Source organism: Roseateles amylovorans (genome assembly GCF_025398155.2).
GTDB lineage: Bacteria > Pseudomonadota > Gammaproteobacteria > Burkholderiales > Burkholderiaceae_C > Roseateles > Roseateles amylovorans.
On sequence record NZ_CP104562.2, the window covers coordinates 2,729,677 to 2,755,641 of the forward strand.

Consider the following 25,965-nt stretch of genomic DNA (forward strand, 5'->3'; position numbering starts at 1 on the left):
CACTGGACGGCTGAACGTCTGGCACCCCTGCTGGCCCTGGCCGAGCGCTGGGGACGCAACGGCCTGCCCGAGCAGGCCCCCAAGTGGCTGGACAGGCAGCAGTCGACCCTGAGCATTTCCGCCTCGCTGAATCTGGCTGCCGTTCGCCGGCGTCATGCGGCGGCCACGGCCGGCGAATCCAAGCTCAAGCAGCTCGGGGCCCAGTTTGCGACGCGGTCTGTGCCAGCGCGGACGAAACCACCGATGCCGTCCGATCCGGCGGACTCGGCAGCGGCGACGGATGCCTACCGGCCGACCCCGACACCGACCCCGACACCGCCCCCGGCTCCAAACCCGACCCCGGAGTGAGCAAGGGGCCCCCGTCATTGGCGGGAAGATGCGGCGTCACCACCGCCAGCAGATCCTCCAGCTCAAACGGCTTGACCAGGTAGTCGTCCATGCCCGAGGCCATGCAGCGCTCCCGATCGTCATTCACGGCACTGGCGGTGAGGGCCACGATGGGCGTGCGCGGAAGCTGCCGATTGCGCTCTTCCTGCCGCCAGGCGGTGGTGGCTCCGAAGCCGTCCAGCTCCGGCATCTGACAATCCATCAGGACCAGATCAAAGGCCTGGCCGCGCAGCTTCTCGATCGCCTGCCGTCCGTTCTCGGCCGCCTCGACCGCCAGGCCGCAACGCTGCAACATGGTGGAGGCCACCAGCAGGTTGACCGGACTGTCATCCACCAGCAGCACGCGACCCTGCAACTGCGGCAATGGGGGAGGCGCAGCCCCGGCATGAGGGGCCGGCGACGGGTGAGGCGCTTCGGCCTGAGGCTGGATGGTGCCCTGGCCGCGAACCGGGTGGGCGGTGCTGCTCTCCCGGTGGGCCTCGGCGGACGCGACCGGATGCAGCGGCAGCGTGAACTCGAACACCGAGCCGCGGCCCGGCGTGGAGGAGCAACGCAAGTCGCCGCCCATGGCCCGGGCCAGCTCTCGGGAGATGGTCAGGCCCAGACCGGTGCCGTCCCGGCGCCGCGCCTGGCCGGCGGCCACCTGTTCGAACGGGGCAAAGATGCGTTCGAGCTGATCCGCTGCAATGCCTTCCCCGCTGTCCTGCACCGCAAAACGCAGCAAGATGCCGGCGCGCATGTCGAGCAGGGTGGAGACGTCCACGGTCACCGAGCCCTTGTCGGTGAACTTGATCGCATTGCCGACCAGGTTGTGCAGCACCTGCTGAATGCGCGAGGCATCGCCCATGGCGCGGGCCGGCAACTGCGGCGAGAGGCGCCAGTCGAAGGACAGCCCCTTGGCCCGGGCGGTCGCGCCGAGCAGGCGGCAGACGTCGCCGACGACTTCCCGCACATCCACCGAATGGGCATCCACCACCAGCTTGCCGGACTCGATCCGGGCCAGGTCCAGGATGTCGTTGACCAGGCTCAGCAGGTGCCGACCGGAGCGGCGCACGATGTCGACCTGTTCCCGCTGCTGATCGCTCAGGTCGCTGCGTTCCAGCAACTGGGCCATGCCCAGGATGCCGTTGAGCGGCGTGCGGATCTCATGGCTCATCACCGCCACGAAGCGGCTCTTGCTGCTGCTGGTTTCCTCGGCGGCATGCAGGGCCAGCTGGCTTTGTTCCGCCAGACGCGCCTGTTCGAAGCGCAGACGCAGCAGCTCCAGCGTGCGGGCCTCGATGCGGCGCGACTCCAGGGTGGTCAGCAGCCAGAACATGATCAAGGCGCCGGCGCTCAGCCAGGCCACCGAACCGCCTTGCAGCGCCAGTCGCAGGATCAGGGGCGCGAACACCAGCGAGGCGAACAGGGCCTGCGCTCGCGCCCAGGCGCCCAGCGACATCTGGGTGAAGGCCGCCAGGCCGACCAGCGTCGTCATCACCGCGCCGTCGATTTCCGGCAGGTTGGGCGTGGCAAAGAGTGCCCCGACCAGTCCCCAGGCCAGCCCGTCCAGCAGCAGGGCGGCGAGAAAGCGGTTCTCCCAGCGAGGCAGGCTGCGCAGGGTGGTGGTCAAGGGCAGGCGCAGGAAGCGTCGCGCCTCCAGGAAGCGCCAGGTGGAGATGGCCCAGCGCGCGGCCAGCCAGCACAGCAGCTCCGCTGAATCCAGATGACGCCACAGCAGCAGCACAGGGAGCAGGCTGAACACCGCGCCCATGGCCGCCGGCAGGCGGACCAGTGAATGAAGGCCGGCGAGCCGTTCGGCTCGCACCTGCAGCGCCACTGGCGGGGCGCTGTCGTCCTCGTGTGTGTGGATCTCTGACGTTCCCATACGACCCGGCTGGCGAGGATCCGGCCATGGCGCCGTGTTCGGCGTGTGATGTGGTGTTGTTCGGAAAATGACAACGTTGTTGGCGCGTTGGCGCGTTTCTACCCAAGGAATGTGACAACGGGTGATGGGGACTTCCCTCGAATGCCGACGGATGCCGGACGGCGTCGCGCCGACGCCGCGTTCCTGTGAAGGCGCGGTAAAGCGAACTGGGCGATGGACCACCGATTTGAGGGGGATGGCTGATTGCCTCCGCACTCTGAACTGCGGCGCGGAAGGGACCCGACTCACTTCGACGCCTGGCGGTCGTGCATCCGGTCTTTCTGCGGTCACCGCGCCGGAGCGGCTGGGCGGAAGGAGTGCGAACCTTGCTACGCCGTTGTTGTTCATGCCTGGGTGGGTCTGTTGCCGAATCACCCAGGGGCACCGCGTCGATCGATGCGGTGAATTCCATCGAGTCGGCCGCCTCGCGCCAGTTGCGCTTCGACATGGCAGAGGGTAGTCGGCTGCGCGATGCCATCCTCAGCGACTTGGAGAGAACGCCTCGGTCCGAGTACGGGGTGGGCCTGCCCTTGAGAGCGGTGCGTCATCGGTACGTCCTCAACGCGGGCACGCTGGTGGGCACGACCGTGGATGACGATCCGAAGACCATGATCGACGCCAACCGGGTCGATGCGCAGACCCTGGTGATGGGGATTCCGTGCCCTGATCCGATGGTGATGCGGGCCTTCCTGCATGCCATGCGCGACGAGGATGTGCGACTGATCGTCGATTTGTCCACCCAGAAGGAGCTTGATCTTCCGAACACGGCCCACTACCACCAGGGCGGTCACTGGTCGCCGGGCGCTTATTCGGGATCGGCGCAGGTGGAGGTGGCTAACGGGTCCAGCCAGGAGTCCGTGCAGCTGTTCGTCGGCGGATCCGGGGCCGGTGCGTCCTGGTCTTCCCACCAGGGAGGGCGGCCGCGCCGGCCGGACGCCCGTTCGCTGGGGCGGTCCACGTCTCAATCGCTGGATGAGCCGGTGGCCGCGGCGGTGACGCTGCGATGTCGACTGATCCAGAAGATCCGGCGTCGCCAGCGGTCCTCGCAAAGCTGGTCGTGTGATGCACGGACGCCGGGCCTGGAGGGCGCGGCCGCCCCGCAGCGCCCCCGACTCACCAGTGCGGGGTCGGGCGCGAGCGCCCAGGGGGCGTCAGCACCTGCCGTCGGCATCATGCGCAGTTTGAGTGAGCAGCCCCCGGCGAATGACGTCATCCATGAGCTGACGCATCTGCAGATTCCAAGCGCGGCGGCGATGTCCAGGTCTCCCGCGGGTCTGATGTGGGTCGCCGGGACGGTCGACGCTTATGTTCGTCGCGCAGGACACGCCACGGTGGCCTTCCAGGATGCGGACGGTGGCCAGCGTTGCGCCCTGGTGTTGGCTGCGCTGGATCTGATCCGGTCCGGCTCGACGAACCTCGCGGACCGTGAACAGCTCATCATCCAGCGCTATGCCAACCTCTGTCGGCAACGCGGCGAGCATCTGTTGCCTGACGAGCCGGATCTGGCGGTCTTGGCAAAACTGGCCGCCCAGCCGGGCAACCTGCGCTGCAACGTGGCTTGGGGGCCCGATCGGGACGATGAGGGGTGAGGCGGGGACGGGGCCGGTGGGCCCCTGGGGCGGAAATGTCCCTGCTCAGCGCAGGCGGAACACCGAGATGGCGGTGGCCAGGCGCTGCGACTGGTCCTTCAGGCTCTCGGCGGCGGCGGCGGATTCTTCCACCAGCGCCGCGTTCTGCTGTGTCATCTGGTCAAGCTGCCCGACGGCGGCATTGACCTGGTTGATGCCGTCGCTCTGCTCGCGCGCGGCGGCGCTGATCTCGCCAATGATGTCGGCCACGCGCTGCACGCTGGCCACGATCTCGGTCATGGCGCCGCCGGCATCCTCCACCAGCTTCGACCCGGATTCGACCCGCTCCACGCTGGCACCAATGAGCGTCTTGATCTGCTTGGCGGCTTCGGCGCTGCGCTGTGCGAGGGAGCGCACTTCGCTGGCGACGACCGCGAAACCGCGACCCTGCTCACCGGCGCGGGCCGCTTCCACCGCAGCATTCAGCGCCAGGATGTTGGTTTGGAAGGCAATGCCGTCGATCACACCGATGATGTCGCCGATCTTGCGCGAGCTGTCGCTGATGTCGCTCATCGTGCTGACGACCTGACCCATCACCGAGCCGCCGCGCTGGGCGGTTTCGGCCGCAGAGCTGGAGAGCTGATTGGCGGTCATGGCCGAGTCCGCCGTCTGGCGCACCGTGCCGGTCAGCTGGGTCATCGAGGCGGCGACCTCCTGCAGGCTGGAGGCGGTCTGCTCGGTGCGGGCGCTCAGGTCGTGGTTGCCGACCGCGATTTCGGCGCTGGCGGTGCCGATGCTCTCGGCCGAGCCGCGCACGTCGCCGATCAGCTTGAGCAACTGGCTTTGCATGCCGCCCAGCGAACCCAGCAGGGCGCCGGTCTCGTCATTGCCGCCCTTGGGCACGGCATGGCTCAGGTCGAAGCGGGCGATGGCATCGGCCACGTCCACCGCGCCGCGCAGCGGGCGGGTGATTGAGCGCGACAGCATCACGGCGAGCCAGATCCCCAGGCACAAGGCCACCAGCGAGAACACCAACTGGCCGGTGCGGGCGCTGGCGTTGGTCTCGGCTACATGCTTGGCGGCTTCGTCCAGCGAGGCCCGCTTGTGCTGCACGATGGCTTGGATGGCTTCCTGGAACTTGGCCGCTGCGGGTTGGAACTGCTGGTCGAAGATCTGTCGCGCTTGTTCGGCATCTCCCGCCTTCTTGGCGCCGGAGACCGCATCCCGCGTGCTGAGGTAACCCTTGCGGGCCTCGCCGAGCACCTCGTACATCTTGCGCTCTTCGGGGGTGACCATGTAGGCGTCCAGCTTCTTCTGAAGCTCGCCGGACTGCCGGGTCGACTCGGCGGACGTGGCGGAGAAGAAACTGGTCAGACTGGTGTCGGCGCTGACCGCGATGGCGCTGGTCCGGGTCACGCCGTTGGTGATGTTGCGATGCCAGTCGGACGCGGTGCGCTCGGCCAGCAGGTCTTGGTTGAACATCGTCTCCGTGTCGGCAGCGATCCGATTCAGGGCCAGGTAGCTGAGTCCGGAGCCGATGGTGGAAATCAGCAGCACCAGTCCCAGCACCAGGCCGAGTCGTTGGCCGATGGTGCGTCCCGTGATGAGATGAATCATGAATGTCCCCCTGAATTGTCGATTGGAATGGGCGTGGTCTGGAGGGGCAGGATGGCGCGGGCGCTGACCCGGTTCCCGGGCAGCGCCCCTCCTGCCTCGCTGAGGCGTCGGCTCAATGATCGACCGTACGGTAGAAAAAACCTAGCTTCAGGCCATGCGGGTGAGCGTGCCGTGCGGCATCGTTCACAGAGTCCGCCGCTGCGGCTCCGCGATCTTTGATCAATCAGGTGTTGACTGGGCGAACGGTGGGGGGCTCACTCGCTCAGCGCAGGCGGAACACCGAGATGGCGGTGGCCAGACGTTGCGACTGGTCCTTCAGGCTCTCGGCAGCGGCAGCGGATTCTTCGACCAGCGCCGCGTTCTGCTGGGTCAACTGGTCGAGCTGCCCCACGGCGGCATTGACCTGGTTGATGCCGTCGCTCTGCTCACGGGCGGCCGCGCTGATCTCGCCAATGATGTCGGCCACGCGCTGGACGCTGGAGACGATCTCGGTCATCGCGCTGCCAGCGTCGTGAACCAGGGCCGAGCCCGACTCCACCCGTTCCATGCTGGCACCGATCAGGGACTTGATCTGCTTGGCGGCCTCGGCGCTGCGCTGGGCGAGCAGTCGCACTTCACTGGCGACGACCGCAAAGCCGCGGCCCTGTTCACCGGCGCGGGCCGCTTCCACCGCAGCATTCAGCGCCAGGATGTTGGTCTGGAAGGCGATGCCGTCGATTACGCCGATGATGTCGCCGATCTTGCGGGATCTGTCGCTGATGTCGCTCATCGTACTGACCACCTGACCCATCACCGAGCCGCCGCGCTGGGCGGTTTCGGCCGCGGAGATGGAAAGCTGGTTGGCCGTCATCGCCGAGTCCGCGGTCTGGCGCACTGTGCCGGTCAGTTGGGTCATCGAGGCGGCGACTTCCTGCAGGCTGGAGGCGGTCTGCTCGGTGCGGGCGCTCAGGTCGTGGTTGCCGACCGCGATCTCGGCGCTGGCGGTGCCGATGCTTTCGGCCGAACTGCGCACGTCGCCGATCAGCTTGTGCAGTTGGACTTGCATGCCGCTGAGCGAGCCCAGCAGGGCGCCGGTCTCGTCATTGCCGCCCTTGGGCACGGAATGGCTCAGATCGAAGCGGGCGATGGCATCGGCCACGTCCACCGCACCCCGCAGCGGGCGGGTGATCGACCGCGACAGCATCACGGCGAGCCAGATCCCCAGGCACAGGGCTACCAGCGAGAACACCAACTGGCCGGTGCGGGCGCTGGCGTTGGTGTCGGCCACATGCTTGGCGGCTTCGTCCAGCGAGGCACGCTTGTGCTGCACGATGCCTTGGATGGCCTCCTGGTATTTGGCTGCTGCGGGCAGGAACTGCTGATCGAAGATCTGTCGCGCCTGTTCGGCATCACCGGCCTTCTTGATACTGGTGACCGCATCCCGGCTGGTGAGATACACCTTGCGGGCCTCGCCAACGGTCTCGTACATCTCGCGCTCTTCGGGGGAGACCATGTAGGCGTCGAGCTGCTTTTGAAGCTCGCCGGCGCGCTTGGTCGACTCCACACCGGTGGCGGCGAAGAAACTGGTCAGACTGGTGTCGGCGCTCGCCGCGATGGCGCTGGTGCGGGTCACGCCGTTGGTGATGTAGCGATGCCAGTCGGACGCGGTGCGCTCGGCAATCAGGTCCTGGTTGAACATCGACTCCGTTTCCACGGCGATCCGACTCAGCGCCAGATGGCTGAGGCCGGAACCGAGGGTGGAAATCAGCAGCACCAGACCCAGCACCAAGCCGAGTCGCTGGCCGATGGTGCGGCCGGTCACGAGATGGATCATGAATGTTCCAGACACGAAGAGGAGGAGGGGTGGATCTGCCAGGCGCGACCGGCTCGACATACAGTTGAGACCTGTGCCATGCGCGTCCGCAGAGGGACCGTTTCTCGTACCGCGTACGCGCGCGCCCGGTGTGCCTCGGGGATGAGCGACCGCCGGCATGAAGACTTAAAGCCTTCGATCTGCGACCAGCCTGCTCCGTGACTTTTGTCACGTTGTTGAGCGAGCGGGCTTGCGCCTTTTTGAGATTTCTCCTGGAGCGACCATGTCCGTCCCGATCCCTCATCCCGCATCCGCATCGTCCGATTCAGCGGACGCGGCATCGCCTGACTCGTCCACGCGCGCCTCCGGCGCCGCGGTGGTGCCCACGGCCTCCCGCTATCTGCAAGTCATTGCCCATTACCACGTGAAGCCGGGCCTGGGTGACCGGGTGAGTGAGCTGCTCGGCGAATTGACCGCGGCCACACGGCAGGAGCCGAAGAACCTGGGCTATGACTTCTACCGCTCGCCGCAGGATCCGGACCGATTCGTCATCCTGGAGCGCTACACCGATGCCTCCGGCCTGGATGACCATCGCGCGGCGCCGCATTTCCAGCGGCTGGGCTTCGGCACCATCATTCCGATGCTGGTGTCGCGGCAAGTCCAGAGCTTCGAGGTGAGCGTCAACGGTGATGGGGTTGCGACCGCCGTGCAGCGCTGAGCCGATGCCGGGTCGGGCGGCGGCGGGGGGCGCTGGCGTCTGCGTCTGCGTCTGCGGCAGGGGGCGTTGAATCGCCGATCTGCCGCCTGATTCAGCCGCCTTGCCGCACCCGGCGCGCCGCGAATCGCGCGGGATCCAGCGCTTCGGCCAGATCCATTTCCAAAGGCCAGGGCGCGCCGGTGAGCTGCGCGGCGATCAGCTCGCCGCACAGGGTGGCCCAGGTCAGTCCGCGAGAGGCCAGCCCGCCGCAGATCATCAGGCCGGGATGGCGGGGCCAGGCGCGGACCTGCTCGGCGCGTTGCGTCGGAACCGAGGAAGGCAGGGCGCCGACGATCGGCAAACGGTCTGGGACCAGGCTGCGCCAGCCGACGCGACCGTGCAGCGGCAGTGCGGCCAGGTGCTCGCTCCGGGCGCCGGGCAGCAACTGGGTCAGACGCGTGAGGTTCTCCGCTTGGTCCGCATGGCGCAGCGCGGGGTCCGGATCGTCGACCTGGGTCGTGGCGCCGAAGCACAGGGTGCCATCCGGCAGGCTCAGTGCATACCCAACGCCAGCAACCGGCACCGCCGGTCGTGGCGGCGCGCAGGCGCGATCGATCAGGCTGAGTTGTCCCCGCTGGTCGCTCCACGGCCATTCGGGTCCGGCGAGCCACTTGGCTGCCAGCGCTTGATTGGCCGTGCCCGCCGCGAGGATGACGGCATCCGCCTGGGCCAGCACACGGCCGTCCGTATCCAGAGCGGACCATCGCCCGCCGTCGTTGCGCAAGTCGGCGACGTGGGTCCCCAACTGCGGCTGAATGCCGGCCTCGGCCAGCCAGGCCCGCACCACGGCGCCGGGCTCGACGGCGCCGCCCCCCGGAAAGAACCACGCGGGATGCACCATCGTCAGACCGACCTGGGCGCTGACCTGCGACGCATCCAGGGCCTGGACATAGTCGCCGGGCAGTCCGGAGCGCTGCTGCAAGGCGCGCATCGCTTCCAGGCTGACCTGCGGCTCGACGCGCATCAATCCCCACTGCAACCAGGGCAGGGCAGGCGCGAGGCGGCGCAGCTCCCGCTCGGTCGACAGGGCGGCCGCGCGATGGAAGCGGGCATGCGGGCCGTCGTCCGCATGCAAGGTGCCGTGGAACAGTCCGCCGGGATTGCCGGAGGCGCGTGAGGCGACGGCTGCATCGGCGTCCAGCACCTGGCACTGAAGGCCCTGACGGGTAAGCGCCCGCGCGCAGGCCGCGCCCGCCAGACCGGCGCCGAGGATCAGCACCTCGCGGGCGTTCGGCGCCACCGCCTGCCGACCGGGTGGCATCGGTGGGACATGCCGAGGCGCGTAGCGGGCCGCGGACATCTCGCCCTTGCTCGCGAAGCCGGGTCGCTTCTCGACCTGAAATCCCGCAGCAGCGAGGCCATCCCGCACGCTTCGCGCCACGCTCCAGGTCGCGGCGGTGGCGCCGGGGGCGGCGAGCCGGCCGATCTGCTTGAGCAGGCCGGCCTCCCAAAGATCGGGATTGCGGGCGGGAGAAAAGCCGTCCAGGTAGAAGGCGTCGACCTGAGCCGACAGCTCATGCAGCCAGTCGCGGGCGTTGCCAAGGGCCAGCATCAACCGGACGCGGCCGCCCTCGACATCCACCGTGTGGAGGTTGGCGGTGAGCGGCGGCCAGGCGTCGATCAGCTGTTGGGCGAGTGCGGGCTCGGGTGAGGCGGCGTGTGCACGTGCCAGATCGGCCCGTGTCAGCGGATGCTTTTCGATGCTGATGAAGACCAGCCGCTCGCTGCGATGCGGATCGTCGCGCCACGCGGCCCAGGTGGCGAGAAAGTTGTTGCCCAGGCCGAAGCCGGTCTCCAGCACGACAAAGCGTGGGCGACCCGACCATCGGGAGGGGAGGCCGTTGCCGGCCAGGAAGACATGCCGCGCCTGGGCGAACGCGCCAGCGCGGGCATGGTAGACATCGCCGAAATCCGGCGCATGAGGCACAGCGGCGTCGGAGAAATCGACGCGGGCCGGAAGAATGGGCGCGGTCTTCATGGAGTGGCCGCGAGTATGCCGCGCCCTGTGCAGAGCGGCAGCTCGCGGCTTGCCGAAACTCAAGCCGCAAGGCCGCCGGATGCGCCGGCGTGCTTGCGGCTGTTCCTTCAGGAGGAGGACTTCGGACGCGTCAGCGCGGCACCGGCCGGGCGATTGCCCTGGCTGCCGTGGCCGCCGCCGTGGCGACGTTCACCCTGGCGCTGGCCTTGGCCTTGGCCCTGTCCACCCTGGCCGCCTTGGCCTTGACCGGCCGGGCGCTGACCCTGCGCTTGCGAGCGCTGGCCCTGACCCTGGCCACCGCTGCCGCCGCCACCTTGGCCGCGGCCTTGGCTCTGGCCTTGCGCCGCGCGACCCTGGCCTTGCGGTGCACGGCCGCCGCCGCCCTGACCGCCCCCACCGCGTCGGCCGCCACCGCCGCCGCCGCTGGGACGCGGCGATCCGCCGGTCTTGCCGACACCGCCGTTCAAGACCATGCGACCCAGCACGATCGGCTCGGGCTTGGCATTCGGATCGGGTTCGAAGCCCGGGACGACCTCGCGCGGAATCTCGCGCTTGATCAGCTTCTGGATGTCACGCAGGAAGCCTTCCTCGTCCACGCAGACCAGCGACAGCGCTTCACCCTGGGCGCCGGCACGGCCGGTCCGGCCGATGCGGTGGACATAGTCCTCCGACACATTGGGCAGCTCGTAGTTGACGACATGCGGCAACTGGTCGATGTCGATGCCGCGCGCAGCGATGTCGGTGGCCACCAGCACCTGCAGGTCGCCGCTCTTGAACTCGGCCAGGGCCTTGGTGCGGGCACCCTGGCTCTTGTTGCCGTGGATCGCCATGGCGGTGATGCCTTGCTTGTCCAGGAACTCGGCCAGGCGGTTGGCGCCGTGCTTCATGCGGGTGAAGACCAGCACCTGGTGCCAGTCGTGCTGACGGATCAGATGGGCCAACAGTTCCTTCTTCTTGTCGCGGTCGACCGGATGCACCTTCTGCGCGATGGTGTCGGCGGTGGCATTGCGGCGGGCAACTTCGATCAGGCCCGGCTTGTCCAGCAGGCGATCGGCCAGGGCCTTGATCTCGTCGCTGAAGGTGGCCGAGAACAGCAGGCTCTGCTTCTTCTGCGGCAGCAGGGCCAGCACCTTCTTGATGTCGTGGATGAAGCCCATGTCCAGCATGCGGTCGGCTTCGTCCAGCACCAGGATCTCGACCTTGGACAGGTCCAGCGTGCCTTGCTGTGCGTGGTCCAGCAGACGGCCGGGCGTGGCCACCAGGATGTCGACGCCCTTGCGGAGCTTGTCGATCTGCGGCTGCATGCCGACGCCGCCGAACATCACCATGCTGGTGAGCGGCAGGTATTTGCCGTAGGTGCGCACGCTTTCTTCGACCTGCGCGGCCAGTTCACGGGTCGGGGTCAGGACCAGGGCACGCACGGCCAGGCGGCCGCGGGCGTCGCGCACCGGCTTGCCGACGGACAGTCGTTGCAGCACCGGCAGGGTGAAACCGGCGGTCTTGCCGGTGCCGGTCTGGGCGCCGGCCATCAGGTCGCCGCCGCTGAGGACGGCCGGAATGGCCTGGCTTTGGATCGGGGTGGGGGTGGTGTAACCGGCGTCGGCGATTGCGCGAAGCAGGGGCTGGGACAGGCCCAGTGCGTCAAAACTCATAGCTGCTTTGTTGTGGTGCTCGAGAAGAGCAGGTGCAGCGCACTGTCCTGCGGGACGGTGCCAGTCTTCGGCTGCCGTGAGAGCGTGAGCTCAAAAAGATAAAAGCCGCGGCAAGACTGGGCCGCGGCGTTGGGGCGCATTGTAGCCGAGCAGGGTGAGTCGACCTCCGGCGACGGCCGTGCGCCGCCCAGCGATTCGTGCGAAGGACGAGGCATTTCCGGGTGCTTCATGTCATGGCCCGCAACCGTGTTTCGTTTCCGTAAACCCCGGGTAAAAAGGGCCGTGAGGCCCGTCCTGATCGGCCTTCCAGGCGGTTTGCAACGGCATAGTCTCGGGCCTGTACCCACTTGTTTCGGCGCCGACGATGAGCTCCCTCTTTCCCGATCCTGCCGCCGGCACGCATCTGCTCTTGCTGGACCCCGACAGCCATGCGCGCCTGCGCTGCGCCGCCTTGCTCCGGGCCTGGGGCTACCGCGTGACCGACAGCAGCGAACCGGCCTTGCTGGATCGGATTCCCTTGCTGCCGGTGGATCTGGCCCTGCTGGACCCCAGCGATGCCCGCGAGGCCGGCTGGGCGGCGCTGACCCGTCTGCGTCAACGGTCCCGGATGCCGGTGATCGTGCTGCTGCAGCATGACAGCACGCTCGAGCGTGTCCTGGCGCTGGAGCGCGGCGCCGATGCGGTCGCGGCCAAGGACGGCGAGCCTCGAGAGCTGCAGGCCCGCATCCGGGCCTTGCTCCGGCCGCGCGAGGGCGATGCGGCCGAGGTGCTGATGTTCGGCCGCTTCCGGCTCGAGCCGATGACACGGCGTCTGACCGGCCCCGGTGGCTTCTGCGTGGTGCTGTCGCAGAGCGAATACAAGCTGCTGCGTGCCTTCCTGGAACGGCCGCACAGCGTCTTGCAGCGTCAGGAGCTCCTGCATCTGGCGCGCGGGGATGGGGTGACAGCCCTGGAGCGCAGCGTGGACCTGATGGTCTCGCGACTGCGCCAGAAGCTGCATGACGACCCCAGCTCGCCGCTGATTCGCACGGTGCGCGGCGTCGGTTACCTGTTCGACCCGCCGCTGCGCTGAGGCGGGTGAGCGCCGTCGGCATGCGGTGATGGTGCCGGGTGCCGTCGGCGCCAGATTCCGTGGGGCGAAGGGCTCCACGTCGACGCCCCCCTGTGGCGCCGGGGATGCGCGGATGTCCGCGTGTCGGCACTGACAAAAAGTGGACATATCGGGCGCTCGGTGGTGTCCTGCTCTGCGGAGGGCGTGACGGCCCAAAAGAAAAAACCGCCCGAAGGCGGTTTTTCTTTGTGTGGACGGTCCGGCGGTCGAATCGACCTGCGAGATCCGTAGGGCCCTCGGCTGATCAGGCGGTTACACGTTCAAAGGACTTCTGATGCGAAGTCCGCCAGCCGTGAACGCTCGCCGCGGGCCAGCGTCACATGGCCGCTGTGGGCCCAGCCCTTGAACTTGTCGACCGCAAAGGTCAGGCCGGAGCTGCCCTCGGTGAGGTAGGGCGTGTCGATCTGCGCCAGGTTGCCCAGGCAGACGATCTTGGTGCCCGGGCCGGCCCGGGTGATCAAGGTCTTCATCTGCTTGGGCGTCAGGTTCTGGGCCTCGTCGATGATGACGTACTTGTTCAGGAAGGTCCGGCCCCGCATGAAGTTCAGGCTCTTGATCTTGATCTTGCTGCGGACGAGGTCATTGGTGGCGGCGCGGCCCCATTCGCCGGCGGCGCTGTCACCGCGCGCCAGGACTTCCAGGTTGTCGTCCAGGGCGCCCATCCAGGGGCCCATCTTCTCTTCCTCGGTGCCGGGCAGGAAGCCGATGTCCTCGCCCACCGGCACGGTGACGCGGGTGACGATGATCTCGCTGTAGCGGCGCTCATCCAGCACCTGCGACAGGCCGGCGGCCAGGGTCATCAGCGTCTTGCCGGTGCCTGCCGAACCGGTGAGGGTGACGAAGTCGCAGTCCGGATCCATCAGCAGGTTGAGGGCGAAATTCTGCTCGCGGTTGCGCGAGGTCACGCCCCAGACCGAATGCTTCTGATTGCCGAAGTCCCGCAGCGTGCGCAGCACGGCGGTCTTGCCGGTGATCTCCTGCACCTTGGCATACAGCGGCGCAGCGCCGGGTGCTTCCAGGTAGACCAGTTGGTTCACCAGCAGCGTGGGCACCAGCGGACCGCTGATGCGGTAGAAGGTGGTGCCGCCTTGCTGCCAGCTCTCCATCGTCTTGCCGTGGCGCTCCCAGAAGTCCGCCGGCAGGGCCTGGACGCCGGTGTAGAGCAGGTCGGAGTCTTCCAGCGTCTTGTCGTTGCGGTAGTCCTCCGCCGGCAGGCCCAGGGCGCGGGCCTTGATGCGCATGTTGATGTCCTTGGACACCAGCACCACTTCGCGGCTGGGCTGCTGCTGCTTCAGCGCCTGGACGACGCCCAGGATCTGGTTGTCGGCCTTGCCTTGCGGCAGGCCTTGGGGCAGGGGCGCCTCGAACAGCGTGGTCTGGAAGAACAGCTTGCCGCCGGCCTCACGGTGGCCGGTCTGGTCCAGGGGCAGGCCCTTGGACATTTCCTCGATGGTGCTGGACTTCAGGCTGGCGGCCAGCGCGTCCAGGTCACGGCTGACCTGGCGCACATTGCGGGCGACTTCGGTCATGCCCTTCTTGTGGCCGTCCAGCTCTTCGAGCGTGATCATCGGCAGGTAGATGTCGTGTTCCTCAAAGCGGAACAGCGACATCGGGTCGTGCATCAGCACATTGGTGTCGAGCACGAACAGCTTGGGATCGCCCGCCGGTTTGCGCGCCTTGGCGCGGGTCGGGGTGGTCTTCCGGGCGGGCGACTTGTCGGCGACCGGCGGCACCAGCGCCAGCGCCGGGTTGACCGACCGCGATTCCCGGGCCTCGGGCTCGGTGCGGCTGCGCGCCGGCGCGGCTGCAGGCACCGCCAGTTCGGTGGTGCTGAGCGCGGCCGATGCAGCGAGAGCGGCGGGAGCGGGTGGGGCCTCGGGCGCGGAAGGGCGTTTGCTGGGCGACAGGTTGGTCGCGTAGGCGGCGGAATCTAGGCGGCTGGCGCGCTTGGTCGGAGGCTTGGGCAGTGGCATGTGCGGGTGGGCAAGGCGTGCGTGAGGAGCCTGGGTCCGAGCGGACCAGGGGACATGCCCGAGTCGGGATCGGCGAGGGCGGGGCCGGAGGTGTCGGCGGCGGCCGCCCGGGCGGTGTCGTCCAGAAGGCAAAAAGCCGCACGTGGGGCGGTGCGGCTCGTCCTCTTGGATCTGGGAAACACAGCGATCAGGCACAGGGGCATGCGACTGATTATGCACAACTCGCAGCCGGCATCGGATGACGCTGCCGACCAAAACAACAGGCGGCATTCAAAACCGCAAGCTGCCGGGCTGGCTGATCCGTCTCATGCAAGGGCGCTGCATCAAAAAAACAAGCCGACCGCGGCGGTTGCCGGGTCGGCTTTCGGGCCATACTGGTTGTCTGGCTCGTGGAATGCGAGGATCAGGCGGCTTCTTTCTTCAGCGCCTTGACGGCCTTGAGCACGTCGTCCACGTGCCCGGCCACCTTGATTCCGCGCCATTCTTCACGCAGCACGCCCTTGGCATCGATCAGGAAGGTCGAACGCTCGATACCCTTCACCTTCTTGCCGTACATGATCTTGTTCTTCACCACACCGAACATGTGGCAGAGTTTCTCTTCGGTGTCTGCAATCAGATCGAACGGCAGTTCCAGCGTTTGCTTGAACTTTTCGTGGGAAACCATGTTGTCGCGCGAAACCCCAAACACCACCGCGCCCGCTTTCACAAATTCCTTGTGATGGTCGCGGAACTGCATGGCTTCGGTGGTGCAACCCGGGGTGTTGTCCTTGGGGTAGAAGTACAACACGACGGCTTGACCGTGGAAGGCATGAGGAGTGAACTTCACGCCTCCCGTAGCGAGAGCTTCAATGTCCGGGAGAGGTTTGTTGAGCGCTGGCGTCATGTGGCGTTTTCAGAGAGATGTGCCCGGGCGGGCATAGCCGATGATTATACGTGTAATGGGTTGTTCCTCGCCCAATGCGCAAGGTCACGTCAGTCGCTCACCCATGTGAGCCGGCTCTCCGCGGGGCGCTAGGCCTCGATCAGCAGTGCCGCCAACACGGTGCGGCCCTCGCTGGCCAGCACGTTGTAGGTGCGGCAGGCGGCACCCAGGTCCATGGTTTCCACGCCAATGCGCGCCTGGATGAGCGCCCGGTAGAGCTGCGGCTTTGCGAAGCGGATCTTCGCGCCGCTGCCGAACACCACGAGTTCGGGCTTGAGCGCGAGGATGCGCTCGAAGTGCGCTTCGCTCAGGTCCTCGAAGCGGCTGAGCTCCCAGGCCTGCACCGGTCCCTGCCAAGGCACCAGCACGCTGTGCCGGTGGGCGACGCCATTGACCCAGACGGACCGGCCATCGTGTTCCGAAATGATGTTGCCGCCCTGCGGCTGGTCGAGTTGAAATTTCATTGAGGCTGATTTTGGCAGCGACGCAGGCTCGCGTGCGTCTGACGGCCAGATACCCTGTGTTTAAATCGTGGGTTCCGATTTTCCCCTCTGTGAGAACCGGTGCAGCGCGCCTGCGGCGCGACTGCCGTGCCGCATTCTTACCGCATTCGTGGAGCAGCCTTGAAGACCGTCACCAAGTCCAGCAAGTTGGCCAATGTCTGTTACGACATCCGGGGACCCGTGCTGGACAAGGCCCGGCAGATGGAAGAGGAAGGGCAGAAGATCATCAAGTTGAATATCGGCAATATCGCCGCGTTCGGCCTGATGCCGCCCGACGAGATCGTGCAGGACATGATCCGCAACCTGCCCGATGCGGCCGGTTATACCGATTCCAAGGGATTGTTCGCCCCGCGCAAGGCGGTGGTGCATTACTGCCAGGAAAAGGGCATTGCGGGCGTGACGGTGGACGATGTCTACCTGGGCAACGGCGCCTCCGAGCTCATCGTGATGGCGCTCAATGCGCTGCTGGACAACGGCGATGAGGTCCTGCTCCCGGCGCCGGACTATCCGCTCTACACCGCCGCGGTGGCATTGTCGGGCGGCCAGCCGATCCACTATGTCTGCGACGAATCGAACGGCTGGTTCCCCGCCCTGGACGACATCCGCGCCAAGATCACGCCCCGCACCAAGGCGATCGTCGTCATCAATCCGAACAACCCGACCGGCGCGCTCTATCCGGAAGCGCTGCTGCGCGAGATCGTCGAGATCGCCCGCCAGCACCAGCTGATCATCCTGGCCGACGAGATCTACGACAAGACGTTGTATGAGGGCGAGACCCACACCAGCATCGGCGCGCTCTCCGACGATGTGCTCACCCTGACCTTCAACGGCCTGTCCAAGAACTACCGCAGCTGCGGCTATCGCGCCGGCTGGATGGTGGTGTCCGGGGACAAGCGCCATGCGCTGGACTACATCACCGGGCTGAACATGCTGGCGTCGATGCGGCTGTGTGCCAACACCCCCGGGCAGCTGGCGATCCAGACCGCGCTGGGCGGGTATCAGTCCATCAAGGACCTGGTCGCCCCCGGCGGCCGCCTGGCGCGGCAGCGCGACCTCGCCTATGAACTGCTCTCGCAGATTCCCGGCGTGAGCGTGGTCAAGCCCAAGGGTGCGCTCTACATGTTTCCCCGCCTGGACCCCAAGATCTATCCGATCGAGGACGACCAGCAGTTCGCCTACGACCTGCTGGCCGAGGAAAAGGTGCTGATCGTCCAAGGGACGGGCTTCAACTGGATAGCCCCCGATCATTTCCGGCTTGTCTTCCTGCCCAACACGGATGACCTCCGTGAGGCCGTCGGCCGCATCGAGCGTTTCCTGGCGCATTACCGAAAACGCCACGCACGCTGACCCCTCGACCTTCAGAAAGTTTGACCATGAATCCGATCAAAGTGGGCCTGCTGGGCATTGGCACCGTGGGCAGCGGCACCTTCCAGGTGCTGCATCGCAACCAGGCAGAGATCCGCGGACGCGCCGGTCGCGGCATCGAGATCGCCATGGTGGCCGACCTGGATGTGGACCGCGCCCGCAGCATCGTCGGTGACGCCTGCACGGTGGTCTCGGATGCGCGCCAGGTGATCGCCAATCCGGAGATCGACATCGTCGTCGAGCTGATCGGCGGCTACGGCGTGGCGCGCACCCTGGTGCTGGAGGCGATCGCTGCCGGCAAGCATGTGGTCACCGCCAACAAGGCGCTGCTGGCGGTGCATGGCAGCGAGATCTTCGCGGCCGCGCGTGCCAAGGGCGTGATGGTGGCCTTCGAGGCGGCGGTGGCCGGCGGCATTCCCATCATCAAGGCGCTGCGCGAAGGCCTGACCGCCAACCGCATCGAATGGATTGCCGGCATCATCAACGGCACGACCAATTTCATCCTGTCGGAGATGCGCTCCAAGGGGCTGGATTTCGGCACGGTGCTCAAGGAGGCCCAACGGCTGGGCTATGCCGAGGCCGATCCCACCTTCGACATCGAGGGCGTGGACGCCGCGCACAAGGTGACGATCATGAGCGCGATCGCTTTCGGCATCCCGGTGCAGTTCGACCAGGCCCATGTGGAAGGCATCACCGCGCTGCAGGCCACAGACATCAAGTACGCCGAGCAACTGGGCTACCGCATCAAGCTGCTGGGCATTGCCCGGCGCCGGGACAACGGCATCGAGCTGCGGGTGCACCCGACGCTGATCCCGGCGAACCGGTTGATCGCCAATGTCGAGGGCGCGATGAATGCGGTGCTGGTGCAGGCCGATGCCGTCGGCACCACGCTGTATTACGGCAAGGGCGCCGGCGCCGAGCCGACCGCCTCCGCAGTGATTGCCGACCTGGTCGACATCACCCGCCTGGCCACGGCCGATCCCGACCATCGCGTGCCGCACCTGGCCTTCCAGCCCGATGCGATGAACGACACCCCCATCCTGCCGATGGACCAGGTGCAGACCGCCTTCTACCTGCGCCTGCGGGTCGCCGACCAGGCCGGCGTGCTGTCGCGCATCACGACCATCCTGGCCGAGCATCAGATCAGCATCGACGCGGTGTTGCAGCGTGAGTCGGCCGAGGGCGAGAGCCAGACCGATCTGATCATCCTCACCCATGACACGCAGGAAGGCCGCATGAACAAGGCGCTGGCCCAGATGCAGGCGTTGGAGACGGTGCTCGCGCCGATCGTCAAGCTGCGCAAGGAAGAACTGGCCTGAGTTCGGGTCGGTCTCCGCCATGAACGCCCCTTCGCTCGGACCTCTGCTGGACGACTTCTCCAAGGTGTTGGCGAACGACCCCGGCGCGCTGGATGTGAACAGCGCGATGTACGTGCCCAACCTCCACGGGGTGGGCGCGGAGGATGTGATCGCGCTCCTGGAGCGGGCGATCCGGCGGACCGACGACGAAGGGCAGATCTACTACTTCAGCGGCCAGCGCGGCACCGGCAAGAGCACCGAGCTGCGCCGGCTGGCCACGCAGCTGAATGCGCAGTCGGACACGCGGGCCTATGTGGTGGACGCGCTGGAGTACATCAGCGACACCCATCCGCTGGACACGCTCAGCCTCCTGCTGGTGGCGGCCATCGCCTTTGCCGACCGTCTGGCCCAGCCCGACGGCCTGGGCGTGGCGCCGGCGCGCGAGGACGGCCTGCTGGCGCGGTTCACCGGCTGGCTGCGCACCGAGGTGGACATCACCCAGGTGTCGATCGGCGGCGTGAAGGCGGAGTTCCGCAAGCAGCAGCAGAGCATCGTCGAGCGCCTGCGCAGCTTCGATCTGACCCGCCAGGAGCGGGTGATGGCGGAATGCCGCGCCTATCTCAGCGACATGGCGGAGGCGGTGCGGGCCACCTGGCAATGCCGCCGCGTCGTTCTGGCCATTGATTCGCTGGAGCGGCTGCGCGGCATTGGCGGCGAAGCGGGCGCGATGTTCGAGCGCATCGTCCGGGTGTTTGATGGTGGCATTGCGCAGCTGCGGGTCCCGGGCGTGCAGATGATCTATTCGGTGCCGCCGTACCTGCCTTACCTGACCAATGTGAAGGCGCTGGTGCGGTTGTTCGTGCTGGCCTCGGTGCGGGTCTGCCAGCCTCCGGCCACGGCGCGGCGAGAAGCGCGCATCGAGGGCGTGGCCGCGATGCGGCATGTCGTCGAGCGGCGCTTCCCGCGCTGGCGCGAACTGATCGAGGAGCCGGCGCTGGATCGGCTGATCCTGGCGTCTGGCGGCGATCTGCGCCAGTTGCTGCGTCGTCTGGTGCTGGATGTGCTGGACGAAGCCTATTTCCAGCAGGAGCGGCTGCCGCTGCAGGCCAGCGATGCGATCCTGGAGGTGGTGCTCAAGCGCCATCGCGCCGAGATCGGCAACCTGGTCGTGCGCAATGAGTTTCCGCTGCTCCGTGGCATTGCGCAGACGCATGCGCTGGACCTGGAGCGCCGCGAGGACCTGCCCATCGTGGCCCATTTCTTCGATGTGCGCGCGGTGTTGAACTATCGCAACGGCGTCGAGTGGCTGGACCTCAATCCGCTGCTGTGGGATCTGATCAGCACCTCGCCGGCCGTGCAGCCGGCCACGCATGAGCCCGGCACCGCCTGACGCCGGCCTCGAGCTGGCCTGGCGCCAGATCGAGCGCCGGATGTCGCAATTGCAGCGCTTCGGTCTGCTGGTCGTCTTCGTGAAGGAGCAGCGGCTGGTGGCGGAGCTTCGCCAGCGGGTGCGGGACTGGGCCCTGCGGCGGGTTGCCGAACGGATGGATCCGCCTCGCCGCATGGCGCCGACCGGTCTGGATGTCGGGGCGCTGGATGTCGGCGCACTGCAAGCGGCCAAGACGGCCGCCGAGATTCAGGCTGAGCTGGCTTCTGACGCTGATGCGACCCTCGCAGCCGCCACGCCCGGGCCGGTGGTCGAGATTGCCGAGCTGGAGGTCGACGACTTTGCCGTCCACACCCTGCAGGCGCTGTATGAGCGGCTGGATGAGGCCGCGCCGTCGCTCTTGTGGCTCGAAGCCCATCGGGGCGCGGGACAGCCCGCGTGGGAGGCTCAGCGCGCCCGATTGCTGAGCCGCCTGAACGAGCAACGCAGCCGGCTGGAAGCCGAGATGACGGGGCCGTTCCTGCTGCTGCTGCCGGACGGCGGTCAGCGGGAGGCGTCGTCGCAGGCGCCGGACTTGTGGCATGCGCGGTATCTCACGGTGACCTTGGGCTCGTCCGAAGAGGCATTGGCGCAGATGGCGCAACTGGCGCAGTCGGGGCTGCAGCCGCCGTCGGTGCCTGCGGCGGGTGCGCTCGCGCATGCGGTCACCTCCCATGACGCGCACGATTGGCTGACCCGGTGGAACGCCACGATCGGCGATCGTCCCGCGACGGTGGAGGACGCACGCGGCGGGCGAGGCAGCGACGTCTGGCTGCCCGATGCCTTGTCGGCAGCCCGAGATGCGATCCAGAACGGCGAAGTGGCCGATGCCGAAGCGCTGGCTCGGCGGCTGGTCTCGCTGGCGGACGCGCGTCGAGCCGCTGGCGACGATGGCATCGGCGGCGTGGGGGCTGCACAGAGCCTGAGCGTGTCCCGCGATCTGGCACTGGCGCTGCAGACCTTGGGCTATGCGCTGTGGACCCGTCAGGCCTGGGACGAGGCGCTGGCGCACTATCGGCAAGCGATCGACGTGGCGCGTGCGGCGCGGCAGGCCTTCCCGCGCGACAAGGAACCGGTGCTGCTGCTGGCGATGTTGCTGGACGACCTGTCGATGCTGTTGCAGCGGAGCCAGGACTTCGACGGCGCGCTTTCGGCGTCGGAAGAGAGCCTGGCGCTGCGGCGGAAGTTGCTGGACCAACAGCGCGATGCGGCGCATCTGCGGCATGGCCTGGTGACCGCGCTGGAGAGCCTGGGCCTGCTGCATCAGCGTCGCGGCCATCTGGCCAGGGCCGACGCCTGTCTGACCGAGGCGCTCAGCCTGGCCCGCGTGATGGTGGCGGCCGATCCGGCGCTGGCCGGTGCGCGGTCGGACCTGGCGGAGATCCTGCTGCATCTGGGCTTCGTCAAGCTGTTGCAGGGCGATGCGGATCAGGCCATGGCCTGTCAGCAGGAAAGCGTCGAGCTACGGCGGCTGCTGATGGAGGAAGACCTGTCCCTGGAGTCCGACATGCGGCTCATGACCGGGCTGGAGGCGCTGGCCGTCGTGGCGGCCGCTCAGGGCGACGAGCGTCGGGCCACACGGGTTTCGGATGAAGCCCTCGCGATCGCCCGCGCGCGACTGCGGCTGGACGGCCCGACGCGTCTCTCACTGGACAACCTGGGCACCCGGCTGATGAACCGCCTGGGGTCGTCGCTGCCGGCGGAGCCCTCCCTGCGGGACGAGGCGGTGCGCGTCTACACCGAACTGTCCGAGCGCTTTCCCGATATCCCTGCTTACTCGATGCATCTGGCCACGCTGCGCGACGGCCCGGCCCCTCAACCGCTATTCTCCGACTCCTCGAACGCGACCTCATCGTGAACTACCTCAGCACCCGCGGCGATCCCGCTGCCCGCCACTTCAGCGACATCCTTCTCGAGGGCCTGGCCCCGGACGGTGGCCTGTACCTGCCGCAGTCCTATCCCCAGATCGACGCGGCCACGCTGGCCCGTTGGCGTGGACTGGCCTATGCCGACCTGGCGTACGAGATCCTGTCGCTCTACATCGACGACATTCCTGCGGACGACCTCAAGGCCCTGACCAAGCGCACCTACACCGAAGCGGTGTTCGGCACGCCGGAGATCACGCCGCTGAAGCCGCTGGAGCCGGGACTGGCGCTGGTGGCACTGTCCAACGGGCCGACGCTGGCGTTCAAGGACATGGCGATGCAACTGCTCGGTCAGTTGTTCGAGTACGAACTCAAGCGCCGTGGCGAGACGCTCAACATCCTGGGCGCGACCTCGGGCGACACCGGCAGCGCGGCCGAATATGCGATGCGCGGCAAGGCCGGCATCCAGGTCTTCATGCTCAGCCCGAACGGCCGCATGAGCCCGTTCCAGCAGGCGCAGATGTTCAGCCTGCAAGAGGCCAATATCCACAACCTGGCGCTACAGGGCGTGTTCGACGATTGCCAGGACATCGTGAAGGCGGTGTCCAACGATCTGGACTTCAAGCGTCGGCACCGGATCGGGACGGTCAATTCGATCAACTGGGCGCGTCTGCTGGCGCAGGTCGTCTATTACTTCGCGGCTTATTTCCAGGCCACCCGCACCGACAGCGAGCGGGTGAGCTTCACCGTGCCGTCGGGCAACTTCGGCAATGTGTGCGCCGGCCATGTGGCCCGCATGATGGGCCTGCCGATCGAACGCCTGGTCGTCGCGACCAATGAGAACGACGTGCTGGACGAGTTCTTCCGCACCGGGGTCTACCGTCCGCGCGGTGCGGCGCAGACGCTGGAGACCTCCAGCCCGTCGATGGACATTTCCAAGGCCAGCAACTTCGAGCGCTTCGTCTTCGATCTGCTGGACCGGGATGCGGATCGGGTGCGCCAGCTGTTCGGCGAGCAACTCGCGACGCAGGGCTATTTCGAAATCACCGCCGAGGAACGTGCGCGCATGTCCGCGCGCTTTGGTTTCGTGTCCGGTCGCAGCAGCCATGCGGACCGTTTGGCGACGATCCGCCTGTGCCACCAGCGATACGGTCAGGTCATCGACACCCACACCGCCGACGGCCTGAAGGTCGCGCTGGAGCAGCGCCAGGCGGGCACGCCGATGCTGGTGCTGGAGACGGCCTTGCCGGCCAAGTTTGCCGCCACCATCGAAGAGGCGCTGGGCCTGGTGCCTCCGCGCCCGGCCGCGCTGGCCGATCTGGAATCACGGCCGAAGCGGGTGCAGGTGATGCCGGTGTCGGTCGATCTCGTGAAGCAGTTCATCGTTGACCATGTCTGATCTGAAATCTGATCTGAAATCCGATTCGGCGGGGGCCTCGGCCTCGGTGTCCTCGTCTGCGGCGGCAGCGCCTGTCCGGGCGCCGATGCTGTCGATGGACGACGCCTTGCAGCGGCTGCTGGCGCAGGTGCAGCCGTCGGGGCGCACCGAATCCGTGGTCACCGCCCTGGCGCTGGGTCGGGTGTTGGCGGAGGACGTGCTGTCGCCGCTGGATGTGCCGCCGCGTGACAACAGCGCCATGGATGGCTATGCGATGCGTGTGGCCGATGTGGTCGGCGCGGGTACGGTGCTGCCGGTGTCACAGCGCGTGGCGGCGGGCGCGATGCCGCAACCGCTGCAGCCGGGCACGGCGGCGCGGATCTTCACAGGCGCATTCGTGCCCGAGGGGGCGGATGCGGTACTGATGCAGGAACAGTGCGAGGCGCTGAAGGATCCTGCGGGAGGCCTGGGACAGGTCCGCATTCAGGGCGCCGTGTCAGCGGGTCTGGCGATTCGGCGTCGCGGCGAGGATGTGCGGCTCGGGGAGCGGGTGCTGAGTGCCGGTGCGCGGCTGCATGCCGCAGCGCTCGGGCTGGCGGCCACCGCCGGCCGCGCCGAACTCACCGTGGCCGTGCGGCCCAAAGTGGCGCTGTTCTCCACCGGTGATGAGTTGGCGCTGCCTGGGCAGCCGCTGGGGCATGCGCAGATCTACAACTCCAATCGCACGACCTTGCATGCGTTGCTGCTGTCGCTGGGATGCGAGGTGCGGGATCTGGGCATCGTGCCCGATTCACTGGAGGCCACGCGCGCGGCCCTGCGCGATGCGGCGGGTGACGCCGACCTGATCCTCAGCTCCGGCGGCGTGTCCGTTGGCGAGGAAGACCACCTCAAGCCCGCGCTCGAGCGGGAAGGGCGGCTCGATCTCTGGCAGATCGCCATCAAGCCCGGCAAGCCGCTCGCCTTCGGTGAAGTCACCTCCACTGGCCGGCGCACCTGGTACATGGGGCTGCCGGGAAATCCGGTCTCCAGCTTCATCACCTTCTTGCTGTTCGTGCGGCCCGTGCTGCTGCGGATGCAAGGGGCGACTCAGCTCGCGCCCCGGGGCTATCTGCTGCCGGCAGAGTTCGCCTGGACCAAGGCCGACAAACGGCGGGAGTTCCTTCGGGTGCGGGTCTCTGAGCAAGGTGGGTTGCAGCTGTTCTCGAATCAGAGCTCAGGAGTCATGAGCTCGGCCGCCTGGGCCGATGGGGTGGTCGATCTCGCGCCCGGGACGGTGGTCCAGCCCGGGCAGGTGGTGCGGTTCCTGCCCTTCAACGAACTGTTCTGACGCCTTCCACGGCTTTTTTATGTCCATCACCGTTCGTTATTTCGCCTCGCTGCGGGAGGCGCTGGGGGCGCAGGAAATCCTCGCCCATCAGGATGGGGTCACCCTTGGGGAACTCCGCGATCAACTGATCGCCTCCAGCGACGCCCACGCCGCCGTCCTGGCCCGGGGCAAGGCCGTGCGGTGCGCGCTGAATCAGAAGATGAGCTCGGAAACCGTCTCCATCCCCGATGGGGCGGAGGTGGCGTTCTTTCCGCCCGTGACGGGGGGGTGATGGGGCTCTGTTTTTTGCTTGCTCGGCGAGCTTTCTCACCGCCGTGAGAGCCCGCCGGGGTTTCGGCCCGGCAGCCGAGTCCCTTTCTGGCGCCCCAGAAAGGAACCAAAGAACGCCTCCCTCCCGGCGAGCTTGCTCGCTGTCATCCCCCCGTCGCTCGTCACTCCGCTCCGAGACTCCTCCAGCCCTGCTACTAGAACCCCCACCGCTCACTGACGCTACCCACTCCTCGCTGCGAACGCTTGCCCGCTGGCGCGGGACGCGCCAACCATTCAACGCAGTCCTCCCACCGTCACCGACACTCGCCCTAAGCGGGGCTCGTCCGCGGTACATCCACGCTCGTGCCTTCCTCCCCGCTGTGAACGCTTGCCCGCTTGCGCGGGACGCGCCAACCGTTCAACGCAGTCCTCCCACCGTCACCGACACTCGCGCTAGACGGGGCTCGTTCGCGGTACATCCCCGCTCGTGCCTTCCACCTCGCTGCGAACGCTTGCCCGCTTTCGCGGGACGCGCCAACCATTCAACGCAGTCCTTCCACCGTCACCGACACTCGCCCTAGGCGGGGCTCGTTCGCGGTACATCCACGCTCGTGCCTTCCTCCTCGCTGCGAACGCTTGCCCGCTTTCGCGGGACGCGCCAACCGTTCAACGCAGTCCTCCCACCGTCACCGACACTCGCGCTAGACGGGGCTCGTCCGCGGTACATCCACGCCATCGCCATCGCCATCGCCATCGCCATCGCCGGCGCGCCGGTTAAAGATTCGCGAGACTTGGTGACGATCGGCTCTCGTACCGCCTCGGACTCCGGGGTCCTCACCACCCATGGCATGGCATCGCAGGACAGAACGTGACGGCGGTGCATGCCGTCGC

Annotated in this window: 18 protein-coding genes; 10 read left to right on the forward strand and 8 right to left on the reverse strand. The window is 67.3% G+C overall.

Annotated elements, in window-relative coordinates; genetic code table 11:
* Positions 1-184: 184 nt before the first annotated feature.
* Positions 185-2,254, reverse strand: coding sequence for an ATP-binding protein (locus tag N4261_RS11575; protein WP_261760286.1), 2,070 nt, complete (start codon positions 2,252-2,254; stop codon positions 185-187).
* A 440-nt stretch (positions 2,255-2,694) separates the two neighbouring features.
* Here N4261_RS11575 and N4261_RS11580 point away from each other — a divergent pair, with 440 nt between their 5' ends.
* Positions 2,695-3,882, forward strand: coding sequence for a hypothetical protein (locus N4261_RS11580; protein WP_261760287.1), 1,188 nt, complete (start codon positions 2,695-2,697; stop codon positions 3,880-3,882).
* Positions 3,883-3,927: 45 nt separating this feature from the next.
* Here N4261_RS11580 and N4261_RS11585 read toward each other — a convergent pair whose 3' ends face one another.
* Together N4261_RS11585 and N4261_RS26050 are read right to left on the reverse strand one after the other, a co-directional pair.
* Positions 3,928-5,478 carry a methyl-accepting chemotaxis protein gene (locus N4261_RS11585; RefSeq protein WP_261760288.1) on the reverse strand — a complete coding sequence of 517 codons (1,551 nt, stop codon included), beginning with the start codon at positions 5,476-5,478 and terminating at the stop codon, positions 3,928-3,930.
* 262 nt (positions 5,479-5,740) lie between these two features.
* Positions 5,741-7,291 carry a methyl-accepting chemotaxis protein gene (locus N4261_RS26050; RefSeq protein WP_290428858.1) on the reverse strand — a complete coding sequence of 517 codons (1,551 nt, stop codon included), beginning with the start codon at positions 7,289-7,291 and terminating at the stop codon, positions 5,741-5,743.
* 262 nt (positions 7,292-7,553) lie between these two features.
* Here N4261_RS26050 and N4261_RS11600 point away from each other — a divergent pair, with 262 nt between their 5' ends.
* Positions 7,554-7,988, forward strand: a complete 435-nt coding sequence (locus N4261_RS11600) for a putative quinol monooxygenase (RefSeq protein ID WP_435532037.1) — start codon at positions 7,554-7,556, stop codon at positions 7,986-7,988.
* 91 nt (positions 7,989-8,079) lie between these two features.
* On the opposite strand, the gene mnmC is transcribed toward N4261_RS11600, so the two are convergent.
* Complete coding sequence (mnmC, locus tag N4261_RS11605) at positions 8,080-10,005, reverse strand: bifunctional tRNA (5-methylaminomethyl-2-thiouridine)(34)-methyltransferase MnmC2/FAD-dependent 5-carboxymethylaminomethyl-2-thiouridine(34) oxidoreductase MnmC1 (protein ID WP_261760289.1); 1,926 nt, start codon at positions 10,003-10,005, stop codon at positions 8,080-8,082.
* Between the two features lie 107 nt (positions 10,006-10,112).
* A complete protein-coding gene (locus tag N4261_RS11610; protein ID WP_261760290.1) occupies positions 10,113-11,657 on the reverse strand; it encodes a DEAD/DEAH box helicase in 1,545 nt (514 codons plus the stop codon).
* 364 nt (positions 11,658-12,021) lie between these two features.
* Between N4261_RS11610 and N4261_RS11615 the strand changes: the two genes are divergently transcribed.
* Positions 12,022-12,729: a winged helix-turn-helix domain-containing protein gene (locus tag N4261_RS11615; RefSeq protein ID WP_261760291.1), complete on the forward strand. Its 708-nt coding sequence runs from the start codon at positions 12,022-12,024 to the stop codon at positions 12,727-12,729.
* A gap of 299 nt (positions 12,730-13,028) precedes the next feature.
* Here N4261_RS11615 and N4261_RS11620 read toward each other — a convergent pair whose 3' ends face one another.
* The 3 genes from N4261_RS11620 to N4261_RS11630 form a co-directional block, all read right to left on the reverse strand.
* Positions 13,029-14,741: a PhoH family protein gene (locus N4261_RS11620; protein ID WP_261760292.1), complete on the reverse strand. Its 1,713-nt coding sequence runs from the start codon at positions 14,739-14,741 to the stop codon at positions 13,029-13,031.
* A 403-nt stretch (positions 14,742-15,144) separates the two neighbouring features.
* The gene (locus N4261_RS11625; RefSeq protein ID WP_261760293.1) at positions 15,145-15,624 is read right to left on the reverse strand and encodes a peroxiredoxin; all 480 of its coding nucleotides are present in this window, start codon (positions 15,622-15,624) and stop codon (positions 15,145-15,147) included.
* A gap of 128 nt (positions 15,625-15,752) precedes the next feature.
* Positions 15,753-16,127, reverse strand: coding sequence for an Mth938-like domain-containing protein (locus N4261_RS11630; protein WP_261760294.1), 375 nt, complete (start codon positions 16,125-16,127; stop codon positions 15,753-15,755).
* A gap of 159 nt (positions 16,128-16,286) precedes the next feature.
* Here N4261_RS11630 and N4261_RS11635 point away from each other — a divergent pair, with 159 nt between their 5' ends.
* The 7 genes from N4261_RS11635 to N4261_RS11665 all read left to right on the forward strand — a co-directional run bounded on the left by N4261_RS11635 (position 16,287) and on the right by N4261_RS11665 (position 25,096).
* Positions 16,287-17,513 carry a pyridoxal phosphate-dependent aminotransferase gene (locus tag N4261_RS11635; RefSeq protein WP_261760295.1) on the forward strand — a complete coding sequence of 409 codons (1,227 nt, stop codon included), beginning with the start codon at positions 16,287-16,289 and terminating at the stop codon, positions 17,511-17,513.
* 26 nt (positions 17,514-17,539) lie between these two features.
* Complete coding sequence (locus N4261_RS11640) at positions 17,540-18,850, forward strand: homoserine dehydrogenase (RefSeq protein ID WP_261760296.1); 1,311 nt, start codon at positions 17,540-17,542, stop codon at positions 18,848-18,850.
* 19 nt (positions 18,851-18,869) lie between these two features.
* On the forward strand, positions 18,870-20,219 hold the full coding sequence (locus N4261_RS11645) for a hypothetical protein (protein WP_261760297.1): 1,350 nt from the start codon (positions 18,870-18,872) through the stop codon (positions 20,217-20,219).
* On the forward strand, positions 20,200-22,113 hold the full coding sequence (locus N4261_RS11650) for a tetratricopeptide repeat protein (protein ID WP_261760298.1): 1,914 nt from the start codon (positions 20,200-20,202) through the stop codon (positions 22,111-22,113). Before N4261_RS11645 ends, N4261_RS11650 begins: the two co-directional genes overlap by 20 nt.
* Complete coding sequence (thrC, locus tag N4261_RS11655) at positions 22,110-23,519, forward strand: threonine synthase (protein ID WP_261760299.1); 1,410 nt, start codon at positions 22,110-22,112, stop codon at positions 23,517-23,519. Before N4261_RS11650 ends, thrC begins: the two co-directional genes overlap by 4 nt.
* Before the next feature lie 85 nt (positions 23,520-23,604).
* Entirely contained in the window at positions 23,605-24,825 is a 1,221-nt protein-coding gene (locus N4261_RS11660; protein ID WP_261760691.1) for a molybdopterin molybdotransferase MoeA, read from the forward strand.
* A gap of 19 nt (positions 24,826-24,844) precedes the next feature.
* A complete protein-coding gene (locus N4261_RS11665) occupies positions 24,845-25,096 on the forward strand; it encodes a MoaD/ThiS family protein (RefSeq protein ID WP_261760300.1) in 252 nt (83 codons plus the stop codon).
* Positions 25,097-25,965 lie beyond the last annotated feature (869 nt).

Excerpts from the sequence above, each read along its gene's own strand:
- N4261_RS11575 (WP_261760286.1), bottom strand. The coding sequence starts at position 2,254 with ATGGGAACGTCAGAGATCCACACACACGAGGACGACAGCGCCCCGCCA.
- N4261_RS11585 (WP_261760288.1), bottom strand. The coding sequence starts at position 5,478 with ATGATTCATCTCATCACGGGACGCACCATCGGCCAACGACTCGGCCTG.
- N4261_RS26050 (WP_290428858.1), bottom strand. The coding sequence starts at position 7,291 with ATGATCCATCTCGTGACCGGCCGCACCATCGGCCAGCGACTCGGCTTG.
- N4261_RS11600 (WP_435532037.1), top strand. The coding sequence starts at position 7,554 with ATGTCCGTCCCGATCCCTCATCCCGCATCCGCATCGTCCGATTCAGCG.
- mnmC (WP_261760289.1), bottom strand. The coding sequence starts at position 10,005 with ATGAAGACCGCGCCCATTCTTCCGGCCCGCGTCGATTTCTCCGACGCC.
- N4261_RS11610 (WP_261760290.1), bottom strand. The coding sequence starts at position 11,657 with ATGAGTTTTGACGCACTGGGCCTGTCCCAGCCCCTGCTTCGCGCAATC.
- N4261_RS11615 (WP_261760291.1), top strand. The coding sequence starts at position 12,022 with ATGAGCTCCCTCTTTCCCGATCCTGCCGCCGGCACGCATCTGCTCTTG.
- N4261_RS11620 (WP_261760292.1), bottom strand. The coding sequence starts at position 14,741 with ATGCCACTGCCCAAGCCTCCGACCAAGCGCGCCAGCCGCCTAGATTCC.
- N4261_RS11625 (WP_261760293.1), bottom strand. The coding sequence starts at position 15,624 with ATGACGCCAGCGCTCAACAAACCTCTCCCGGACATTGAAGCTCTCGCT.
- N4261_RS11630 (WP_261760294.1), bottom strand. The coding sequence starts at position 16,127 with ATGAAATTTCAACTCGACCAGCCGCAGGGCGGCAACATCATTTCGGAA.
- N4261_RS11640 (WP_261760296.1), top strand. The coding sequence starts at position 17,540 with ATGAATCCGATCAAAGTGGGCCTGCTGGGCATTGGCACCGTGGGCAGC.
- N4261_RS11645 (WP_261760297.1), top strand. The coding sequence starts at position 18,870 with ATGAACGCCCCTTCGCTCGGACCTCTGCTGGACGACTTCTCCAAGGTG.
- N4261_RS11650 (WP_261760298.1), top strand. The coding sequence starts at position 20,200 with ATGAGCCCGGCACCGCCTGACGCCGGCCTCGAGCTGGCCTGGCGCCAG.
- N4261_RS11660 (WP_261760691.1), top strand. The coding sequence starts at position 23,605 with ATGCTGTCGATGGACGACGCCTTGCAGCGGCTGCTGGCGCAGGTGCAG.
- N4261_RS11665 (WP_261760300.1), top strand. The coding sequence starts at position 24,845 with ATGTCCATCACCGTTCGTTATTTCGCCTCGCTGCGGGAGGCGCTGGGG.